Below are 18,645 nucleotides of genomic sequence, written 5' to 3'. Positions count from 1 at the left end.
TCAGTGCGGCGCGGCCGGGCCCAGGTCGCTCGGGTCGGTGTTGCCGCCACAGATGATCACCGCGACCCGCTCCCCCGGCTGCGGCACGTACGCCCCGCCGACCAGCGCGGCCAGCGCGGCTGCGCCACCCAACTCGGCCGCGACCCGCAGCTCCGACCAGAGCAGCCGGCGCGCCCGCACCAGGTCCTCGTCACGGACCAGCACGGAGACCACCCCGGTCCGGCGGGCGGTGTCGTAGGCGATCTCACCGATACGGCGGGCGCCCAGCGAGTCCGTGGCGATGCCACCCACCTCGATGTCGACCGGCCGACCCGCCTTGAGCGCCGAGTGCAGGGTGGGGATCTGCTCGGGCTCGACGGCGACGACACGTACCGACCCGTCGAACCAACTGGCGATGCCGGACACCAGCCCACCGCCGCCGACCGCCACCAGCACGGTGTCGATCCCGTCCACCTGCCGCTCCAGCTCCCGGCCGACGGTGCCCTGACCGGCCACCACCTCCGGCTGGTCGTACGCGTGCACGACCAACGCGCCGGTCTCCCCGGCCCGCTGTGTGCTCGCCGCCAACGCCTCGGCGTAGTGCTGACCGACCTGGCGGACCTGTGCGCCCAGCCCGGCCAGCCGCTGCACCTTCACCGGCGAGGCGGTGACCGGCACGAAGACCTCCGCCGCAACGCCCAGCGACCGGGCCGCGTAGGCCACCGCGAGGCCGTGGTTGCCGCCCGACGCGGCGATCACCCCGGCCGCCGGCAAGGCCCCCTGGAGCATCCGGTTGAACGCGCCGCGCGGCTTGAACGAGCCGGTGTGCTGGTGCAACTCCAGTTTGAGGCTGAGCAGCCCGGGCACACCCAGGTCGGCGCCGTCGACGGCGACGACCGGCGTTTCCCGGACCCGCCCCTCGACAAGTGCCGCAGCCGCCTCGACGTCGTTTCTGTCCACCATGGGGAAACGCCCCTTCACTACGACCAGAGGGCCAGTCGGCCATCGTCGGTGAGCCCGACAAAACATCCTATGGAGATCCGTCGGCCATCCGTCGCCGGACGCACCGTGTGAAAGTTGCGGGGGTCGAACAGAAAGCCCTCCCCGAGCGTGGGCCGCAGTGTCAGGGACTGCGTGTCGGCGGCCACCGACTCGTCGTAGCCGTACCCGCCGGGAATCCGCAGGGTCTCGTCGCCCGGCTGCCAGCGCCGCCGCCACAGCACCGTCTCGCCACCGGCGGGAGGCACCCGGATGTAGATGTTGAACGCCAACTGCGCCACCACGTCACCGTCGAGCAGTCGCCCGGCGTACTCCCGGATCGCGTCGTCGTAGTGCACCTGGAGGCCGGCGTTGATCTCGCGGACGATGCCCACGTGCATCTCCCGGCCCTGCCGCCGCCCGGGTGCGACGTCCGGCCAGGCGGCCCGGAACGCGGCCAGGCACAGCTCCCGTGGCGAGTCCGGCAGGCCCAGCGTGGACCAGCTCTTGTCGGCCGCGCGGGCCGCGTCCCAGTAGTCCTCGCGCAGCTCACCGGCAACGCGGTGGTCGTTGATGGCCGGGCCGAACTTGGCGACGACGGGAAAGACCCGGCTCTCGTCGTAGGAGTCCATCGGCGCGTCGGCGAGCGCGGCCGTGATCGCGTGACAGCGGGCCGCGGACAGCAGCCCCGGCACCCGGATGGCGGCCAGCCGTCCCGCGATCAGCCCGGCGACGTCCGCACGGGTGAGCGAGTCTGACTCGACGGCGACGAACAACGGATCGGTCCTGCTCGAATGCCGCACGGCGGTCCTCCCGTAACGAAGATCCCTCACCGGACATGTCGCGCCCCCCGCTCCGCGCACCGTGCAATGTACCCACCAACGGCAAGGCGGGGTTCCGCAGTTTCACGCGGGATGGTGGGGCCGCCGATACCATCGGCGCAACCGGGGTACGCGACACCGAGCCGTCCGGCGGGGCCTTTCCACCGATCGGGGAATGGTGACGGTTTCCGCCCTGACGGATGATGCGACTAGTTCGAACGCTGACGAGGAGTTCGATATGGCTGGCGCGGGCCCGACGGATCTTGACATGCACGCCGACCGTCTGGAAATGGCGCGTCGAATAGCCCGGGAAATGATCGAGTCCGATCATCAGGCCTTGGAGCTGGCTGTGCGACAGCGCCCGCAGTGCTGGTCCCGCCGCCCCGCCGGCCACGGCTCCCGCCCGGAAGCTCTCGCGGGCTGACGTCGCTGTCGCGACAGCGGACAGTCCGGCGATGACGCTGTCAACGCCACGCACCGCTGGGCGCTCTCCCATCTCGGCTGCCGTTGCCCGCTTGCAGGGCTGCGCACACGAGATCTTGGACAGTTTCCGTGCGCGGCGAACGGAAAGTGTCCAAGATTGCCAGCACCCGCGGCGTGCGCCACGCCTCCGTGCGAGTCGATCGCACGGCGCGTATGGAAATCTGGGCACGTGCAGTCCTCTGCCCCACTCCAGGAAACGATCATGGCCGCCAACAGCCCGGACTGGTCAACCCGGGCCACCGCAGGAGGACAGCTCGCCGCCTGGGCCCACCAGGACGCCATCGCCGACATCCTCCAGCGGCTCCTCCTCGACCGCGGCGACACCGCCGTCGTCGAAGCGACCTGCCTGGCCCTGCTACGCCGCAATGACATCCACGGCACTCGACTGGTCGCACGAGCAACCACCGCCGCTCAGGACCTCATGAACATCGGCCTCGATCATCTCTACCACCTCCACGACAGCGTCGTGAACTACCTCATGCCCGACTGGCTCGGCCAGGTCAGCGGCACCGTGGACGACTTCCTCAGTCTCTGCGACGCCCTGGCCCAGGACCCCGACACCATCACCGCCACCGGCGCCAGAGAACTCATCAGCTGGGCTCGCCAGTGAGCATGGCGGGGACCTACCCACGAGGACATCGACAGTGACCCGGAGCCGCAGGTCGCGCCCGCGCTACTTCCAGCGAAAGTGCACGAAGAGCCGGCCGAAGTTCTTCGAGTCCTTCTCCACGCGGTGGTAGAGCTGCTTGACGTCCTTCTGGTCGAGGAACCGCAGCACCCGCTTCTTGAGCTGACCGGACCCCTTGCCGGGGATGATCTCGACGAGGGTGGCCTTCTTCGCCACCGCCTCGTCCATGATCCCGCGCAACGCCCGGTCGATGTCCTGGCCCTTGTTGAAGATCTCGTGCAGGTCCAGCTTGAGCTTCATGCCGCAGTCCCCGGCCGGTCAGGTCCCATGTCCGCCATCCTAGGGCCCGTTTCACGAGGACTGGCCGGCCTGCGGCGGGCCCGGACGACAGCAGGGGCGGCCCCGGAGGACCGCCCCTGCCACGTCACCGGTGCACGCTCAGCGTGTGCCGCCCACCCGGGTCTCCACCCGCTCCAGCGCGATCCGGTAGTCGTCGTTGGTCGCGTACATCGCCGCGGCGATCCGCAGGTGCCGCAGCGCGTCGTTGTGCCGGTTCAGCCGCTCCAGCGTCCGACCGAGCACGTGGTGCGAGTAGTGGTCGCTCGGGTCCCGGTCGACCAGCTCCCGCAGGTGCTCCTCGGCGCGGTTGAGCTGCGCCGACTGGAAGTACGCCCGAGCCAGCAACTGCCGAACGGCCGTGTTGCCGGGTTCGGCGTCGACGATCGGCTCCAGCAGTCGGGCCGCTCCGCTCGGGTCACCGGTTTCGAAGAACATGGTCGCCCGCCGGTAGTCCGCCAGAAGATCCATCTGCCCACCCCCTCGGGTCGCACCGTCACCTGTTCCGACGCTGGCACAACACCGCGCGTTTGGCGACTGTTCCCGGCAGTCGCGATCGGGTCAGGTGCGGCCATCCTGGGGTCAGGTGCGGGCGTCCCGGCGGCCGACGGAAAGCTCCCACGCACGGACACCGCCCACGATTCCGGCCGTGTTCGGCACCACCACCACGTCGTCGCCCATCCGGGCCAGCTGCTCGGGCCGGATCAGCCGGGAGTTGCCCCCGCCCAGGTAGAGCCGGTCCCAGCGGAACACCGGGCGGAGCCCGTCGACCACCTGCCGGATGCGGCGGGACCAGAAGGCGTCACCGAGCCGTCGGCGTTCCGGCTCACCCACGTACGTGTCGTAGGTGGTGCCCCAGCGCACCGGCGCGTGCGACAGCTCCAGGTGCGGTGCGAGCACCCCGCCGTCGAAGAGCGCGCTGCCCAGCCCGGTGCCCAGCGTCAGCACCAGCTCGCAGCCGGTGCCGGCGACCACCCCGGCGCCGTGCACCTCGGCGTCGTTGAGCACCAGCGCCGGCACCCCGAAGGCGTCCGCCAGCGCGCCCCGCGCGTCCCAGCCGGACCACTCGGCCAGCAGGTCCGGGTCGACGCGACTGCGGGGGCCGCTGCGAGTCACGTAGTGCGGCGTGGCGACCACCACCCCGTGCCGGATCATCCCGGGTACGCCGACGGTCAGCCGGTCCGCCGTCGGCAGGCGCCCGCCCAGATCCCGCAGGGTCTGGACGAAGAGCGCAGGCGGCAGCGGGTACGGCGTGGGCACCCGCAAGGGCCGGGCCCGCATCGTTCCCGCCTCGTCGAGCACGGAGGCCTTGATGCCTCCGCCGCCACAGTCGATCGCCAGTGTGGTCACCACGTCGTTGAGTCTGCCCGCTGCCGGCCGCTCGTATGCGGGGGGCCGGATAGGCTGCCGTCCTGATGAGCGCCACGATGATCGTCAAGGACCTGGCAGCCGGGCACGGCGACCGCCCGCTGTTCGCCGGATTGGACCTGGTGGTCGCCCCCGGTGACGTGATCGGCCTGGTCGGGCCGAACGGGGCCGGCAAGTCGACGCTGCTGCGTACCCTCGCCGGGTTGTTGCCGGTCGAGGCCGGCAGCGTGCGGCTCAGCCCACCCACCGCGAGCGTCGGGCACCTGCCGCAGGAGCCGGAGCGGCGACCGGGCGAGACGGTACGGGACTTCCTGGCCCGACGGACCGGGGTGACCGCCGCGCAGGCGGCGTTGGACGCGGCGACCGAGGCGTTGACCGCCGGGGCGGCCGGCGCCGACGACGCGTACGGCGACGCGCTGGAGCGCTGGCTCGCCCTCGGCGGCGCGGACCTGGACGAACGCGCCGAGCAGGTGAGCGCCGACCTGGGGCTCGCGGTGGACCTGGATCACCCGACGACCGGGTTGTCCGGCGGCCAGGCGGCCCGGGCCGGGCTGGCGTCGCTGCTGCTCAGCCGCTATGACGTGTTCCTGCTGGACGAGCCGACCAACGACCTGGACCTGGCCGGGCTGGAGCGCCTGGAGGAGTTCGTCACCGGGTTGCGCGCCGGCACGGTGCTGGTCAGCCACGACCGCGAGTTCCTCACCCGCACGGTGACCCGCATTCTGGAGCTGGACCTGCCGCAGCAGCAGGTGCACCACTACGGCGGCGGCTACGCGGCCTACCTGGAGGAGCGCGAGGTCGCGCGCCGGCACGCCCGCGCCGACTTCGAGGAGTACGCCGACACCAAGGCCGGGCTGGAGGCGCGGGCCCGCACCCAGCGTGGGTGGATGGAGAAGGGCGTGAAGAACGCCCGCCGCAAGGCCACCGACAACGACAAGATCGGCCGCAAGTTCCGGAGCGAGTCGAGCGAGAAGCAGGCCGCGAAGGCCAAGCAGACCGAGCGGCTGATCGAACGGCTCGACGTGGTCGAGGAGCCGCGCAAGGAGTGGGAGCTGCGGATGGAGATCGCCGCCGCCCCCCGCGCCGGCGCCGTCGTGGCCACGCTGCGAGGTGCGGTGGTACGTCGGGGCGGGTTCACCCTCGGCCCGGTCGACCTCCAGATCGACTGGGCGGACCGGGTGGCGGTGACCGGGGCGAACGGCTCGGGCAAGTCCACCCTGCTGGCCGCGCTGCTGGGCCGACTGCCGCTGGACGCCGGCACCGCCGCACTCGGGCCCGGTGTCGTGATCGGCGAGGTGGACCAGGCCCGAGGGCTGTTCCTCGGCGACGCGCCGCTGATCGACGCGTTCCACGCGGCCGTACCCCACATGTCGCCGGCGGACGCGCGGACCCTGCTGGCCAAGTTCGGGCTGCGCGCGGCGCACGTGCCGCGACCGGCGGCCACCCTCTCCCCCGGTGAGCGGACCCGGGCGGCGCTGGCTCTGCTCCAGGGCCGCGGGGTCAACCTGCTGGTGCTCGACGAGCCCACCAACCACCTGGACCTGCCCGCCATCGAGCAGCTTGAGTCGGCGCTGGCCAGCTACCCCGGGACGCTGCTGCTGGTCACCCACGACCGGCGGATGCTGGCCGCCATCGAGACGAACCGGCGGCTGCGCGTCGACGGCGGGCGGATCGCCGAGGATTGATCCGTGCCAGCGGGCCGGCCCGGGGTGAGAATGACGCCATGCTCAAGTGGGAGTACGCCCTGCTGGTCCGCCGCCGCCAGGCGGCGACCAACGACCTCGGCTGGGAGGTCGTCTTCGTCTGGTACGGCCCGGACGGCTCGATGGTCGACGTGACGCCGTACGGCGACACCTCGCTGGCCCACCTGAACCGGGCCGGCGACCAGGGCTGGGAACTGGTCGCGATGAGCGAGGACCCGTCCCTGCCCGGCAACCACGAGTTGCACCGCTATCACCTCAAGCGGCCGAAGCCCGCCGAGCCGCCGCCCCGCCAACGGATGCGCGGCGGCCGACGTACCCTCTCGGGCTGACCCGGCCCGGGCGCGGGGCCGGTGTCCCTGTTGAGCGGTATACCTGTGAGTCATATTTATGCCTCAGAGGTATAGCGCTCATCGCCTTCTGCCCGCGGGGCCGCGACACGCCCGTCGCTCGCCGCGCCCGAGCAGACGACGGACGTGGACGAGCGGGGCATACCGGGCGCGATTGCGGGTATCGCGCGGCGGGAGGTGGCCCGAATGGTCGCTTTGGCACTGACTCCGCCCTCGGCCGACCGGCTGCGGGCGATTGACGATTCCCTCGCCCAGGCATGGGCGGACCAGGCTCGGCACGACGACCGGCTGCGGGGTCTTGCGGTGGAGGTGCGGTTCGACCGGGGGGTGGCCCATCTCAGCGGGGACGTCGCCGAGCCGACACAGTTGCGGCTGGTACGGGACCTGGTGGGGCGGCTGGCCGGCGTCTACGGCGTCTGGTGCCGGGTCGGCATCGGAGGGCGGGCGCCAGTGGTCGTGGACCTCGGTTGCGGGCCGACCAAGCAGTGGTCGAGCAACCTGGGGCTGGACATCTACCCGGCGCCGGGGGTGAACGCGGTGGCGGACCTGTCCGGCTCGCTGCCACTGGCGGACAACTCGGTGGACGTCCTGTTCGCGGTGCACATCCTGGAGCACCTGATCGACTTCCTGCCGCTGGTGGACGAGTGCCACCGGGTGCTGCGGCCGGGTGGCGTGCTGCACGTGATGAGCCCCTGGTGGGGGCATGTGAACGCCGTCGCCGACCCGACCCACGTCCGGCTGATGGACGTGCAGACGTTCAAGGGGATCTGTCAGGGCCGTCCACCGGGCACCCCACGGTGGTATCCCCTGCACGCGGGCTGCGACGGCGCCTCGATCTTCGCCGACCTGACCCCACTCCCGCCGGACGCCGAGACCGCCCCGAAATCCCACCTGGCCCGCTTCTTCGACTGACGGGCCCGGTGCCGGGTCAGCGGGCCCCGGTGGATTCGCGGATCTCCAGGCGGTAGGGGGCGGAGACCTCTCTCGCCGGGGCGGTGCGGTCGCCGTCCAGGCGGTTGGCGAGGAGTTCGACGGCCAGTTGGGCGATCTTCTCCTTGTCCGGGGCGACGGTGCTCAGGGTGGGGATGGAGAACCGGCCGTCCTCGATGTCGTCGAAGCCGACCACGGCCACGTCCTCGGGCACCCGCAGACCGGCCTCGTGCAGGGCGCGGAGGGCACCCAGGGCGAGCGTGTCGTTGAAGCAGAAGACGGCGTCGGGGCGTACGCCGGAGGTGAGCAGGCCCTGCATGGCGGCCGCGCCGTCGGCGCGGTGCCAGGCTGCCGCGGGCGCCACCAGGGTTTCGTCGTAGTCGAGCCCGGCGGCGCGCAGCGCGTCGGTGTAGCCGGCCAGCCGCAGTCGGGCGCTGGCGCCCTCGTCGGTGCGCTGGGAGCCGATGGCCGCGATCCGGCGGTGGCCGAGCCGGATCAGGTGGGCGGTGATCTCCCGGGCCGCGGTCACGTTGTCGATCACCACGCGATCGGCGGGGCCATGCTCGACCCGCTCGCCGAGCAGCACCATGGGCGTACCGTCCAGACCGGCCAGGTCCTCGGCGGTGAGCGCCAACGGGCTGAAGATGAGCCCGTCGATCAGGTGGTCCGTGATGCCGGAGGCGACGACCCGTTCCTGCTCCCGCCGACCGCCGGTCTGGTCGATCAGCACCGTCCAGCCGTAGGCGGCGGCGGCGTTGACCACGTAGCGGGCCAGCTCGGCGAAGTACGGGATGTCCAGTTCCGGTACGGCGAGCGCGATCACGCCGGTGCGACCCTTGCGCAGGTGGCGGGCCGAGAGGTTGGGCCGGTAGTTGAGCTCGGCGATCGCCTCTTCGACCCGGGCACGGGTGTCCGGCCGAACGTGCACGTAGCCGTTGACGACGTTGGAGACGGTCTTCACCGACACCCCGGCCCGTTCGGCCACGTCCTTGAGCCTGTGTCGCACTCCGCAACCTCCCCGATGTAACCCAGCGCACCATACCTCGTCATCAGCCCTTTACAACGTTGCCTACAACGTTGTAGAAACGATGGACACCGGGTGAACGGTGACCGCGCTCACCCGGGCATCGGCACGAGGAAAGGTGGCACCCCCTTGCGGACCGCGCAGCTGACGATCGACCCGGCCTTCTCCATCGGCCCGGCCGACCGACGCCTCTTCGGCTCATTCGTCGAGCACATGGGGCGGTGCGTCTACGGCGGCATCTACGAGCCCGGCCACCCCAACGCCGACTCCCGCGGCCTGCGCCGCGACGTGCTGGACCTGACCCGTGAGCTGGGCGTCTCGGTGGTCCGCTACCCGGGCGGCAACTTCGTCTCCGGCTACCGCTGGGAGGACGGGGTCGGCCCGGTCGGCAACCGGCCCCGCCGGCTCGACCTGGCCTGGAAGACGATCGAGACCAACGCGTTCGGGCTGGACGAGTTCATGACCTGGGCCGCCGAGGCCGGCGTCGAGCCGATGATGGCGGTCAACCTCGGCACGCGCGGGGTCCAGGAGGCACTGGACCTGCTGGAGTACGCCAACCACCCGGGCGGCACGGAGCTGTCCGACCTGCGACGCAAGCACGGCGCCGAGGACCCGTACGGGGTGCGGCTGTGGTGCCTGGGCAACGAGATGGACGGCCCGTGGCAGGTCGGCCACAAGACCGCCGACGAGTACGGCCGCGTCGCCGCCGAGGCCGCCCGCGCGATGAAGATGATCGACCCGTCGATCAGCCTGATCGCCTGCGGCAGCTCCAACCGGCGGATGCCCACCTTCGCCTCCTGGGAGGCGACGGTGCTGGAGCACACCTACGAGCACGTCGACTACATCTCGGCGCACACCTACTACGACCCGTCCGACGGCGACCAGGCCAGCATCCTGGCCTCGGCCGTCGACATGGACAACTTCATCACCGAGGTGGTCGCGACCGCCGACCACGTGGCCGCCAAGCAGCGGCACAAGCGCAAGCTGAAGATCTCCTTCGACGAGTGGAACGTCTGGTACGAGTCCCGCCTCCAGGCCGACCTGGACCGGCGCGGCTGGGTCGAGGCCCCGGCGCTGATCGAGGACGACTTCACCGCCGTCGACGCGGTGGTCGTCGGCGACCTGCTGATCACCCTGCTGCGCCACGCGGACCGGGTCGGGGTGGCCGCGCAGGCCCAGCTGGCCAACGTGATCGCGCCGATCCGCACCCGCAACGGCGGCCCGGCCTGGCGGCAGAGCATCTTCCACCCCTTCGCGCTGACCGCCCGGTACGCCCGGGGCACCGTGCTGCGCACCGACCCGGTGTCGCCGCGCTACGACACGAAGAAGTACGGGGACGTGCCGGTGCTCGACACCGTCGCCGTGCACGACGAGGAGACCGGCGAGCTGACCGTGTTCGCGGTCAACCGGGACCAGACGGACCTCGCATTGGACATCGATTTGCGCGGTCTGCCAGGACTATCCGGTTATTCCTTCCAGAGCATCGCTGCCGGGTCCGACCCGTCGGCGACGAACACCGAGGCCGACCCCGACCGGGTGACGCCTCGGGATCTGCCCACCCCCACCCCCGACGGCGGCCGGTGCACCGTGCGCCTGCCCGCCGTGTCCTGGAGCGTGCTCCGCTTCGGCCCGGCCAACGCGTAGGTGTCACACCGGTTCTGAGCAGGCACAATTCATTCCGTTCCCCCTCAAGGAGAGATAAAGCATGATCCAGAACGACATGAGCCGGCGTCGCCTGCTCGGCCTCGGTCTCGGACTCGGCGCCGCGGCCTCGCTGACGCTCGCGGGCTGCGGCAGCGACGACAGCGCCTCCGGCCCGGCCGCGGGCAACGGGGGCAAGGAGTACACCGGCCCCAAGGTGGACCTGAAGCTGTGGAACGGCTTCACCGGCGGTGACGGCGAGATCTTCAAGACGCTGGTGAACCAGTTCAACACCGAGCACAAGAACATCGCCGTGTCGGTGGCCACGTACCAGTGGGAGGACTACTACAACAAGCTCCCCGGCGCGGCCTCCAGCGGCAACGGCCCGGACATCGCGGTCATGCACATGGACCAGCTCGCCACCTTCGCCGCCCGCGGCGTGATCACCGAGCTGGACGACGTGGCCAAGAACCTGGAGCTCGCCGAGGGCGACTTCGCCCCCACGGTGTGGAAGGGCGGGCTCTACAACAACAAGCGGTACGGCATCCCCCTGGACATGCACCCGCTGGGCTTCTACTACAACAAGAGCGTCATGCAGAAGGCCGGCCTGGACCCGAACAAGCCGCCGACGACCAAGGACGACTACGTCGCCGCGCTGACCGAGCTGAAGAAGGCCGGCATCCAGGGCTTCTGGGTCAGCCCGTTCCAGTTCACCGGCGGCATGACCTTCTACTCGCTGCTCAACCAGTGGGGCGCCACCCTGTTCGACGCCGAGGTCGCCAAGGCCACCTTCAACTCGGACCCGGCGGTCGAGGCGTGCACCTGGCTGGTCGACATGATCAAGCAGGGCTTCTCGCCGGCCAACGTCGGTCAGGACGCCGACTACCTGTCGTTCAAGAGCGGCAAGAACGCCTTCACCTGGAACGGCATCTGGCAGATCAACGATCTGAAGAAGAGCCCCGAGGTGCAGTGGGGCGTCGCCCCGCTCCCGCAGATCGGCAGCAAGCCGGCCGCGTGGGCCAACTCGCACAACTTCACCATCGTGAAGCAGCGGGCCAACGACGCCAACAAGGTCTCCGGCGCGAAGGTCTTCATCAACTGGCTCAGCGAGCACTCGCTGGACTGGGCGAAGGGCGGCCAGGTGCCGGCCCGTAAGGCCGTCCGCGAGGGCGCCGAGTTCAAGGCGCTGCCGGAGATCTCGTCGCTCGCCCCCGAGCTGGAGTACGCGGCGTTCCCGCCGGCGGCCCCGGGTCTCGGCGAGGTCATGACCACCTTCTACAACTCCTTCAACGAGGCCGCGCTGGGCAAGAAGTCGCCCAAGCAGGCACTCGACGACGGTGTGGCGAAGGCCAACAAGCAGCTCGAGGACAACCGCAAGAAGTACGGGAGCTGATACCCCGTGGCGGACGTGATCGAGGTCGGGGCGGCGCGCGGTGACGCGCCGCCCCCGGCGGCCAAAGCAGCCCGCCGGGCCGCCTCGGCGGGTCGGACCGGACGGGCGACGCCATATCTGTTCCTCGCCCCCTACCTGGTCCTGTTCGGGGTGTTCGGCCTGCTGCCGATCATCCTCGGCCTCTGGCTGAGCGTGCACCAGTGGGACTTCCAACTGCCCAACCGGCCGTTCGTCGGGTTGGACAACTACAAGCAGCTCTTCTCCAGCGACTCCGCCGTCTACGGCGACTGGTGGCAGAGCATCCGGGCCACCGCGATCTTCACGGTGCTGTCGGTGCCGCTGCTGGTGGTCGTACCGCTGGGGTTGGCACTGCTGCTCAACCGCTCCTTCCCGGGCCGCACGTTCTTCCGGGCGATCTACTTCGCGCCGTACGTGCTCGGTGTCGCGGTGATCGGCCTGCTCTGGCGGTTCCTGCTCGACGCCAACCTGGGCCTGGTCAACCGGCTCCTCGGCGTGGTCGGGTTGCCGTCGGACACCCCCTGGGTGACGAACATGCCGTGGGCGTGGATCTCGCTGGTCGGGGTGACCGTCTGGTGGACCTCCGGCTTCAACGCGGTGATCTACCTGGCCGGCCTCCAGGACATCTCGCCGGAGCTGTACGAGGCGGCCCGGATGGACGGCGCGAACGCGTGGCAGCGATTCCGCAACGTCACCCTTCCCGGGCTGCGGCCGGTGCTGCTCTTCGTGATCACGACGACCGTGCTCGCCTCGGCGAACATGTTCGGCCAGTCGTTCCTGATCACCCAGGGGACGCCCGGCACGGAGACCCGCACGGTGGTGTGGTTCATCGTCGAGGAGGGCCTGCGCAACAACAACGCCGGTCGCGCCGCCGCGATGAGCATCGTGTTCGCGCTGCTGCTGGCGGTCGTGAGCATCGCCAACTTCCGCCTCTTCCGCTACAAGGAAGACTGAGGGGACCGCCATGACGACGCCCACGCCGACCACCGACGGCCCCACACCGGGGCTGCGCCGGGTCGGGCTCTACGCCACCCTGGTCGCCCTGGCCCTGATCTTCCTGGTCCCGCTGGTGTGGATGGTCATCACCTCGCTGAAGACCTACACCGCCGCCCAGCAGATCCCACCGAGCTGGCTGCCGAACCCGCTTGCCGGTTACGGCTACGAGCAGATCCTCAACAACTCGGCGAACCCGGTGCTGCGCTGGTTCCTCAACAGCATGGTGGCCGCCACGCTGCACTCGGCGCTGGTGCTGGTGACCGCCTCGATGGCCGCGTACTCCCTGGCCCGGCTGAAGTTCCGGGGGCGCGGGGTCACCTTCGCGCTGATCGTCGGGACGCTGTTCATCCCGCCGACCTCGCTGATCATCCCGAACTTCCTGATCGTCGACCAGCTCAACTGGATCGACACCCTCGCCGTGGTCGTGGTGCCCGGCGCGGCCAGCGCGTTCGGGGTGTTCTTCCTGCGGCAGTTCTTCCTCTCCCTGCCGAACGAGCTGGAGGAGGCCGCCACGCTGGACGGCGCCAACCAGTGGCAGATCTTCTACAAGGTGGTGCTGCCGCTGTCCAGGCCGGCGCTGGCCACCCTGGCCGTGCTGTCGTTCCTCACCAACTGGAACGACTTCCTCTGGCCGATCTTCGTGCTGTTCAGCCCGGAGAAGCTCACCCTGCCGCCGGGCCTGGGCCTGCTCCAGGGCTCGTACGTCACCGACTACCCGGTGATCATGGCGGGTGCCGTGCTGGCCAGCCTGCCGGTGCTGATCCTCTTCGTGCTGGCCCAGCGGCACATCATCCAGGGTGTCTCCCGCAGCGGTCTGAAGGGATGACGCGTACGACCGCCCGGCGACGTGGCGCGGCGGCGATCGTTCTCGCCGCCGCGTTGCTCGTCGCGGGCTGTTCCGACGACATCGAACCCACCCCCACCACGAGCAGCGGGAGCGACTCCAGCGTGTTCACCAACCCGGTCGTGAAGACCGACGCCCCGGACCCGCAGGCGATCCAGGTGGGCGACACCTGGTACCTGTTCCACACCAACTCCGGCGGCCGCAACGTCCCGGTGCTCACCTCGACCGACCTGGTGGAATGGACCGAGGCCGGTGATGCCCTGCCGACGCTGCCCGACTGGGCGGACGCCGGCAAAACCTGGGCGCCCGAGGCGGTCCAGCTCGCACCGGACAGGTTCCTGCTCTACTACACGGTCGCCGGCCGGGAAGCCGGGCGGCAGTGCGTCGGGCGGGCCGTGGCCAGCGCGCCGCAGGGGCCGTACTCCGACGACTCTGACGGCCCGCTGATCTGCCAGGCAGACCTGGGCGGGGCGATCGACGCCAGCCCGTACCGGGACACCGACGGCAGCCTGTGGCTGCTGTGGAAGAACGACGGCAACGCGATAGGGGTGGACACCTGGCTCTTCTCGCAGCGCCTCGCCGACGACGGCCTGACCCTCGTCGGCGAGCCGACGAAGCTGCTGAAGCAGACCGAGCCCTGGGAGGGCACCCTCATCGAGGGGCCGTTCTTCCACCGTCAGGACGGTCGGCTGCTGCTCTTCTTCGCCGCCAACGCGTACGACAAGGCGGAGTACGCCGAGGGCTACGCGGTCTGCGAGGGCCCGACCGGCCCGTGTGTGAAGGCCGCCGAGAACCCGATCCTGAAGAGCAACGAGGCCGCCTCGGGCCCCGGCCACGCGTCGATGGTGGTCAGGGACGGGCGGACCTGGCTGCTGTACCACGCCTGGCCGCCCGGCCAGGAGGGCAGCACCGACCCGGGTCGGCAGGTGTGGCTCGACGAGGTGACCTGGGTCGACGGCAGGCCGGTCGTCAAGGGCCCGACGGCCACGCCGCAGCCCCGCCCCTGAGCTGACCGTGCGGAGGGCCCCGGGGCTGGGGCCCTTCCGCACGTGTCGGTCAGTTGGTCGGCTCGCGCGGGGCCGGGGCGACCGCCGGCTCGTGCTGGGCCAGCCGGTTGCGGCGGTGGCCGTAACCGAAGTAGATCAGCGCGCCGAGCAGCATCCAGGCCAGGAACCGCAGCCAGGTCTCCACCGACAGGTTGAGCATCAGGTAGAAGCAGGCCAGCGCGGAGACGATCGGCAGCACCGGGGAGAACGGCACCCGGAACGGCCGCTCCAGGTCCGGGCGCTTGCGGCGCAGGATCGGCACCGCGACCGACACGAGCACGAACGCGCAGAGCGCGCCGATACTCACCAGGTCGGCCAGCGCGGACAGCGGCAGGAAACCGGCCAGCAGCGCGACCGCCACCGTCATGATCGCGGAGATCCGGTACGGGGTGCCCCAGCGCGGGTGCACCTTCGCGATCGAGGGCGGGATCAGCCCGTCCCGGGCGATGGCGAACCCGATCCGGCCCATCGCCACCAGGTCGACCAGGATGACGCTGGTCAGGCCGGCGACCGCGGCGATGGAGACCAGCACGGCCGCCCAGCCCGCGCCGACCGACTCGAACGCCGACGCGATCGGGGCGCCCCGGTCGATCTCGGTGTAGGGCACCATCCCGACCACCACCAGCGAGACGCCGATGTACAGCACGGTGGAGATCAGCAGGGTGCCGAGCAGACCCAGGGTGAGGTCCCGCTTGGGCTTCTTCGTCTCCTCACCCAGGTTGGCCACGGCCTCGAAGCCGGTGTACGCGAAGAAGACCACCGCGGCGGCGCTGAGCACCCCGACGAAGCCGAAGACGGACGGCTCCAGCCCGAAGAGCGCCTGCGTGACCGGCTGCTTGATGCCGTCGTCGCCGCTGCCCGCGGGCTCGGCCGGCGGGATGAACGGGGTGAGGTTGGCGGCCTTGACGAAGAACAGGCCGGCCACCACCACGAAGACGCAGATGGCCACCTTGACCAGCACCAGCAGGTTGGTGATCCGGGCGGACTCCCGGATGCCGACGATCGCGACGATGCCGAGGATCAGCACGATGGCGATGGCACCGACGTTGACGGTGCTGCCCTCCTCGCCGAACCAGCGGGTCGGCAGGTCGAGCAGTTCGGCCAGGTAGCCGGACCAGCCGCGGGCCACCACGGCGGCGCCGAGCGCGAACTCCAGCAGCAGGTCCCAGCCGATGATCCAGGCGACGATCTCGCCCATCGTGGCGTACGCGTAGGTGTAGGCGCTGCCCGCGGTCGGCACGCTGGAGGCCAGCTCGGCGTAGCAGAGCGCGGCCAGCAGGGCCACCACGCCGGCGATGGCGAAGGAGATCACCACGCCCGGTCCGGCGCTGTCGCGGGCCTCGATCCCGGTGAGGGTGAAGATGCCGGTGCCGATCACGATGCCGATGCCGAAGCCGGTGAGGTCGACCGCGCCGAGCCGTCTCTTCAGCCCGAGCTGGCCGTCGCTGCCGTCGGCCTCACCCTGGGCTATCACGTCCTTGATCGGTTTTGTCCGCAGCACGGACATGCGCTCACCCCTCCCACCGTGCGACCACCTCCGCGGCGGCCGGTGACCGGCGTTGCTACCCAGCGGCGGGAATGGTCAACCACTGACCCTTGCGGGAACGGCCCGATTGTGAAAATTTCCTACCAGCGGTAGATAGCCATCGGCGAATCTTGCCGAAGGTGCCGCGCTCATCACACGGGAGCCCCAACGGAGGGACACACCGCATGAAGCCAACCCGCCTCGCAGCCGCCGGGCTGATCACCGCCCTGTTCGGCAGCCTCGTCGCCGCCACCCCCGCACACGCGGCACCCGACGCCACCAGCACCACCGGCACCTCCAGCACCACCTGCACCACCGACCCGGCCACGCCGAAGCGGCAGTTCCGGGCCATGTGGATCTCGTCGGTGGTCAACATCGACTGGCCCAGCAAGGCATCCCAGACCAGCCCGGACCGGGTCGCCGCCCAGCAGGCCGAATATCGGGAACTGCTCGACCTTGCCGACCGACTGCACCACAACGCCGTCGTGGTGCAGGTCCGGCCCACCGCCGACGCCCTCTGGCCCTCCCCGTACGAGCCCTGGTCGGAGTACCTGACCGGCACCCGTGGGCAGGATCCCGGCTGGGACCCGCTGGCCTTCCTCGTCGACGAGGCGCACAAGCGCAACCTGGAGTTCCACGCCTGGTTCAACCCGTACCGCGTCTCCATGCCAGCCCCCGGCGGCGCCGGCGCGGACCTCACCCAGCTCGCGCCCGGCCACCCGGCCCGGCAGCACCCCGACTGGACCTTCGCCTACCCGCCGGCCGGCGTGGCCGGCAGCCGGCTCTACTACAACCCCGGCATTCCCGAGGTACGCGAGTTCGTGCAGACCGCGATGATGGACGCGGTCAGCCGGTACGACATCGACGGCGTGCACTTCGACGACTACTTCTACCCGTACCCCAGTGGCACCTACCAGGTCCCCGACGACGCCACCTTCGCCGCCCACAACCGGGGCTTCACCGACCGGGCGGACTGGCGGCGGGACAACATCAACCTGCTGATCCAGGAGATGAGCGGCAGGATCAAGGCGGCGAAGCCGTGGGTGAAGTTCGGGGTCAGCCCGTTCGGCATCTGGCGCAACCAGACCGCCGACCCGCTCGGCTCGGACACCACCGGCAGCCAGTCGTACGACATCATCTCCGCCGACACCCGTAAGTGGGTCAAGCAGGAGTGGATCGACTACGTGGTGCCGCAGCTCTACTGGTACATCGGCCAGTACCCGGCCGCCGACTACGCCCGACTCGTCCCGTGGTGGGCCGAGACGGTGCGCGGCACCCGCGTGCAGCTCTACATCGGCCAGGCCGACTACAAGAGCGGCGACCCGGCGTACGGGCCGTTCTGGCAGAACCCGCGTGAGCTGTCCGACCACCTGACGCTCAACCGGTCGTACCCGGAGGTGCAGGGCAACGTGCACTTCTCCGCCGTCCAGGTGCGGGCCAACCGGCTCGGCGCCACCGACATCTACGCCGCCGACCACTACTCCCGGCCCGCGCTGGTGCCGGCCATGACGCACCTGCCGGCCAGGCCGCTGCTCTTCCCGGTGGTCACCAAGGCGGCCCGACAGGCCGACGGAGTACGGCTGACCTGGCGTCAACCGGCGGACGGTGTGCGGCCACTCGGCACCGCCACCTCGTACGCGATCTACCGGTTCGACGGCACCACCCTGCCCGGCCGGTGTGGCACGGCGGACGCCGCGCACCTGGTCGACACCGTCCGGGCCACGCCCGGCGGCGCGCAGTCCTGGGTGGACACGTCGGCCGTGCCCGGTAAGCGCTACACCTACCAACTGACCGCGCTCGACCGGTCGGCCAACGAGAGCCCGGCCAGCCCGCCGGCATTCGTCCTGCGCTGACCCGTACTCCCGAATGCCCCGGTCGCCCCGCGCGGCCGGGGCATTCGTCTGTTTGAACGCATGTCACCAATAGTTGGCGCGGCACATACCGAGCAGTTGATCAGTTGATCGAAACTGATCGACATCCGGTGACCCGCCGGTAACTTCCGTCCCACCCGCCCACCCCGCGGAGGTAACCCGTGCCCCGACGTCTCGCCACCCTGTTCACCTCGGGCGCGCTCGCGCTGCTCGCCACCCTCGCCATCGCCTCCCCCGCCGCCGCCGTCACCCCCGCCCAGAAGCTGTCCGTGCTGTCCAGCTGGACGCAGACCAGCGCATCCAGCTACAACTCCTGGAACAGTGCCCGGGTCAACCGGGCCCCCTGGGCCGAGTACAACTTCAACTGGTCCACCGACTACTGCTCGTCCAGCCCGGACAACCCGCTCGGCTTCACCTTCAACCTGGGCTGCTACCGGCACGACTTCGGCTACCGCAACTACAAGGCGGTCGGCCAGTTCCCCGCCAACAAGTCCCGCCTGGACAGCGCCTTCTACGAGGACCTGAAGCGCGTCTGCACCACGTACAACGCGGTCGTCCGACCGGCCTGCTACAGCCTGGCCTGGACCTACTACCAGGCGGTCAGCGTCTTCGGTTCGGTGGCGGCCGTGAAGCAGGCCGACATCGACCGCGCCGCCCGAATGAAGGCCCAAGCCGAAGCCGAAGCAGCAGCCCGCGCCTAACCCCACCCTGCTT

Annotated in this window: 18 protein-coding genes; 11 read left to right on the top strand and 7 right to left on the bottom strand. The window is 70.4% G+C overall.

The features are described from left to right. Nucleotides 1-942, bottom strand: coding sequence for a threonine/serine dehydratase (locus LADH09A_RS09130; protein WP_238644433.1), 942 nt, complete (start codon nt 940-942; stop codon nt 1-3). Nucleotides 943-959: 17 nt separating this feature from the next. After that, complete coding sequence (locus tag LADH09A_RS09125; RefSeq protein WP_238644432.1) at nt 960-1,760, bottom strand: 2OG-Fe(II)-dependent halogenase WelO5 family protein; 801 nt, start codon at nt 1,758-1,760, stop codon at nt 960-962. A 703-nt stretch (nt 1,761-2,463) separates the two neighbouring features. Here LADH09A_RS09125 and LADH09A_RS09120 point away from each other — a divergent pair. After that, nucleotides 2,464-2,871 carry a hypothetical protein gene (locus LADH09A_RS09120; protein ID WP_238644431.1) on the top strand — a complete coding sequence of 136 codons (408 nt, stop codon included), beginning with the start codon at nt 2,464-2,466 and terminating at the stop codon, nt 2,869-2,871. Nucleotides 2,872-2,934: 63 nt separating this feature from the next. On the opposite strand, the gene LADH09A_RS09115 is transcribed toward LADH09A_RS09120, so the two are convergent. The 3 genes from LADH09A_RS09115 to LADH09A_RS09105 all read right to left on the bottom strand — a co-directional run bounded on the left by LADH09A_RS09115 (nt 2,935) and on the right by LADH09A_RS09105 (nt 4,578). Then, the gene (locus LADH09A_RS09115; protein ID WP_007465523.1) at nt 2,935-3,189 is read right to left on the bottom strand and encodes a Smr/MutS family protein; all 255 of its coding nucleotides are present in this window, start codon (nt 3,187-3,189) and stop codon (nt 2,935-2,937) included. Between the two features lie 138 nt (nt 3,190-3,327). Continuing rightward, complete coding sequence (locus LADH09A_RS09110; RefSeq protein ID WP_238644430.1) at nt 3,328-3,696, bottom strand: tetratricopeptide repeat protein; 369 nt, start codon at nt 3,694-3,696, stop codon at nt 3,328-3,330. A 111-nt stretch (nt 3,697-3,807) separates the two neighbouring features. Continuing rightward, nucleotides 3,808-4,578 (bottom strand): ROK family protein, encoded by a 771-nt coding sequence (locus LADH09A_RS09105; RefSeq protein ID WP_238644429.1) that lies wholly within the window; start codon nt 4,576-4,578, stop codon nt 3,808-3,810. Between the two features lie 62 nt (nt 4,579-4,640). Between LADH09A_RS09105 and LADH09A_RS09100 the strand changes: the two genes are divergently transcribed. The 3 genes from LADH09A_RS09100 to LADH09A_RS09090 all read left to right on the top strand — a co-directional run bounded on the left by LADH09A_RS09100 (nt 4,641) and on the right by LADH09A_RS09090 (nt 7,555). Next, nucleotides 4,641-6,278 (top strand): ABC-F family ATP-binding cassette domain-containing protein, encoded by a 1,638-nt coding sequence (locus LADH09A_RS09100; protein ID WP_238644428.1) that lies wholly within the window; start codon nt 4,641-4,643, stop codon nt 6,276-6,278. A gap of 38 nt (nt 6,279-6,316) precedes the next feature. After that, nucleotides 6,317-6,625 carry a hypothetical protein gene (locus tag LADH09A_RS09095; protein ID WP_238644427.1) on the top strand — a complete coding sequence of 103 codons (309 nt, stop codon included), beginning with the start codon at nt 6,317-6,319 and terminating at the stop codon, nt 6,623-6,625. 204 nt (nt 6,626-6,829) lie between these two features. Then, complete coding sequence (locus LADH09A_RS09090; RefSeq protein ID WP_238644426.1) at nt 6,830-7,555, top strand: methyltransferase domain-containing protein; 726 nt, start codon at nt 6,830-6,832, stop codon at nt 7,553-7,555. A gap of 16 nt (nt 7,556-7,571) precedes the next feature. Here the strand turns inward: LADH09A_RS09090 and LADH09A_RS09085 are convergent, their stop codons facing one another. Continuing rightward, nucleotides 7,572-8,579, bottom strand: coding sequence for a LacI family DNA-binding transcriptional regulator (locus tag LADH09A_RS09085; protein ID WP_238644425.1), 1,008 nt, complete (start codon nt 8,577-8,579; stop codon nt 7,572-7,574). A 147-nt stretch (nt 8,580-8,726) separates the two neighbouring features. Between LADH09A_RS09085 and arfA the strand changes: the two genes are divergently transcribed. The 5 genes from arfA (at nt 8,727) to LADH09A_RS09060 (ending at nt 14,496) form a co-directional block, all read left to right on the top strand. Continuing rightward, complete coding sequence (gene arfA / locus LADH09A_RS09080) at nt 8,727-10,241, top strand: arabinosylfuranosidase ArfA (RefSeq protein WP_238644424.1); 1,515 nt, start codon at nt 8,727-8,729, stop codon at nt 10,239-10,241. Between the two features lie 61 nt (nt 10,242-10,302). Beyond that, nucleotides 10,303-11,631, top strand: a complete 1,329-nt coding sequence (locus tag LADH09A_RS09075) for an ABC transporter substrate-binding protein (RefSeq protein WP_238644423.1) — start codon at nt 10,303-10,305, stop codon at nt 11,629-11,631. A 6-nt stretch (nt 11,632-11,637) separates the two neighbouring features. After that, nucleotides 11,638-12,603: a carbohydrate ABC transporter permease gene (locus LADH09A_RS31865; RefSeq protein WP_141911281.1), complete on the top strand. Its 966-nt coding sequence runs from the start codon at nt 11,638-11,640 to the stop codon at nt 12,601-12,603. 10 nt (nt 12,604-12,613) lie between these two features. Further along, nucleotides 12,614-13,471 (top strand): carbohydrate ABC transporter permease, encoded by an 858-nt coding sequence (locus LADH09A_RS09065; protein ID WP_238644422.1) that lies wholly within the window; start codon nt 12,614-12,616, stop codon nt 13,469-13,471. Next, nucleotides 13,468-14,496, top strand: a complete 1,029-nt coding sequence (locus tag LADH09A_RS09060) for a glycoside hydrolase family 43 protein (RefSeq protein WP_238644421.1) — start codon at nt 13,468-13,470, stop codon at nt 14,494-14,496. The genes LADH09A_RS09065 and LADH09A_RS09060 overlap by 4 nt, the downstream gene beginning before the upstream one ends. Before the next feature lie 49 nt (nt 14,497-14,545). Here the strand turns inward: LADH09A_RS09060 and LADH09A_RS09055 are convergent, their stop codons facing one another. After that, nucleotides 14,546-16,042 carry an amino acid permease gene (locus tag LADH09A_RS09055; protein ID WP_238644420.1) on the bottom strand — a complete coding sequence of 499 codons (1,497 nt, stop codon included), beginning with the start codon at nt 16,040-16,042 and terminating at the stop codon, nt 14,546-14,548. A gap of 203 nt (nt 16,043-16,245) precedes the next feature. Between LADH09A_RS09055 and LADH09A_RS09050 the strand changes: the two genes are divergently transcribed. Further along, nucleotides 16,246-17,913 (top strand): glycoside hydrolase family 10-like protein, encoded by a 1,668-nt coding sequence (locus LADH09A_RS09050; protein WP_238644419.1) that lies wholly within the window; start codon nt 16,246-16,248, stop codon nt 17,911-17,913. A 179-nt stretch (nt 17,914-18,092) separates the two neighbouring features. Continuing rightward, nucleotides 18,093-18,632: a phospholipase gene (locus LADH09A_RS09045; RefSeq protein ID WP_238644418.1), complete on the top strand. Its 540-nt coding sequence runs from the start codon at nt 18,093-18,095 to the stop codon at nt 18,630-18,632. Nucleotides 18,633-18,645 lie beyond the last annotated feature (13 nt).

Source organism: Micromonospora cabrerizensis (genome assembly GCF_022230955.1).
Lineage (GTDB): Bacteria > Actinomycetota > Actinomycetes > Mycobacteriales > Micromonosporaceae > Micromonospora > Micromonospora cabrerizensis.
This window is presented reverse-complemented; position numbering and strand designations above follow the sequence as displayed.

Bases quoted from the DNA above. Each gene is read 5' to 3' on its own strand.
- LADH09A_RS09100 (WP_238644428.1), top strand. From the start codon at position 4,641: ATGAGCGCCACGATGATCGTCAAGGACCTGGCAGCCGGGCACGGCGAC.
- LADH09A_RS09115 (WP_007465523.1), bottom strand. From the start codon at position 3,189: ATGAAGCTCAAGCTGGACCTGCACGAGATCTTCAACAAGGGCCAGGAC.
- LADH09A_RS09130 (WP_238644433.1), bottom strand. From the start codon at position 942: ATGGTGGACAGAAACGACGTCGAGGCGGCTGCGGCACTTGTCGAGGGG.
- LADH09A_RS09060 (WP_238644421.1), top strand. From the start codon at position 13,468: ATGACGCGTACGACCGCCCGGCGACGTGGCGCGGCGGCGATCGTTCTC.
- LADH09A_RS09095 (WP_238644427.1), top strand. From the start codon at position 6,317: ATGCTCAAGTGGGAGTACGCCCTGCTGGTCCGCCGCCGCCAGGCGGCG.
- LADH09A_RS09090 (WP_238644426.1), top strand. From the start codon at position 6,830: ATGGTCGCTTTGGCACTGACTCCGCCCTCGGCCGACCGGCTGCGGGCG.
- LADH09A_RS09110 (WP_238644430.1), bottom strand. From the start codon at position 3,696: ATGGATCTTCTGGCGGACTACCGGCGGGCGACCATGTTCTTCGAAACC.
- LADH09A_RS09120 (WP_238644431.1), top strand. From the start codon at position 2,464: ATGGCCGCCAACAGCCCGGACTGGTCAACCCGGGCCACCGCAGGAGGA.
- LADH09A_RS09050 (WP_238644419.1), top strand. From the start codon at position 16,246: ATGAAGCCAACCCGCCTCGCAGCCGCCGGGCTGATCACCGCCCTGTTC.
- LADH09A_RS09065 (WP_238644422.1), top strand. From the start codon at position 12,614: ATGACGACGCCCACGCCGACCACCGACGGCCCCACACCGGGGCTGCGC.
- LADH09A_RS09055 (WP_238644420.1), bottom strand. From the start codon at position 16,042: ATGTCCGTGCTGCGGACAAAACCGATCAAGGACGTGATAGCCCAGGGT.
- LADH09A_RS09075 (WP_238644423.1), top strand. From the start codon at position 10,303: ATGATCCAGAACGACATGAGCCGGCGTCGCCTGCTCGGCCTCGGTCTC.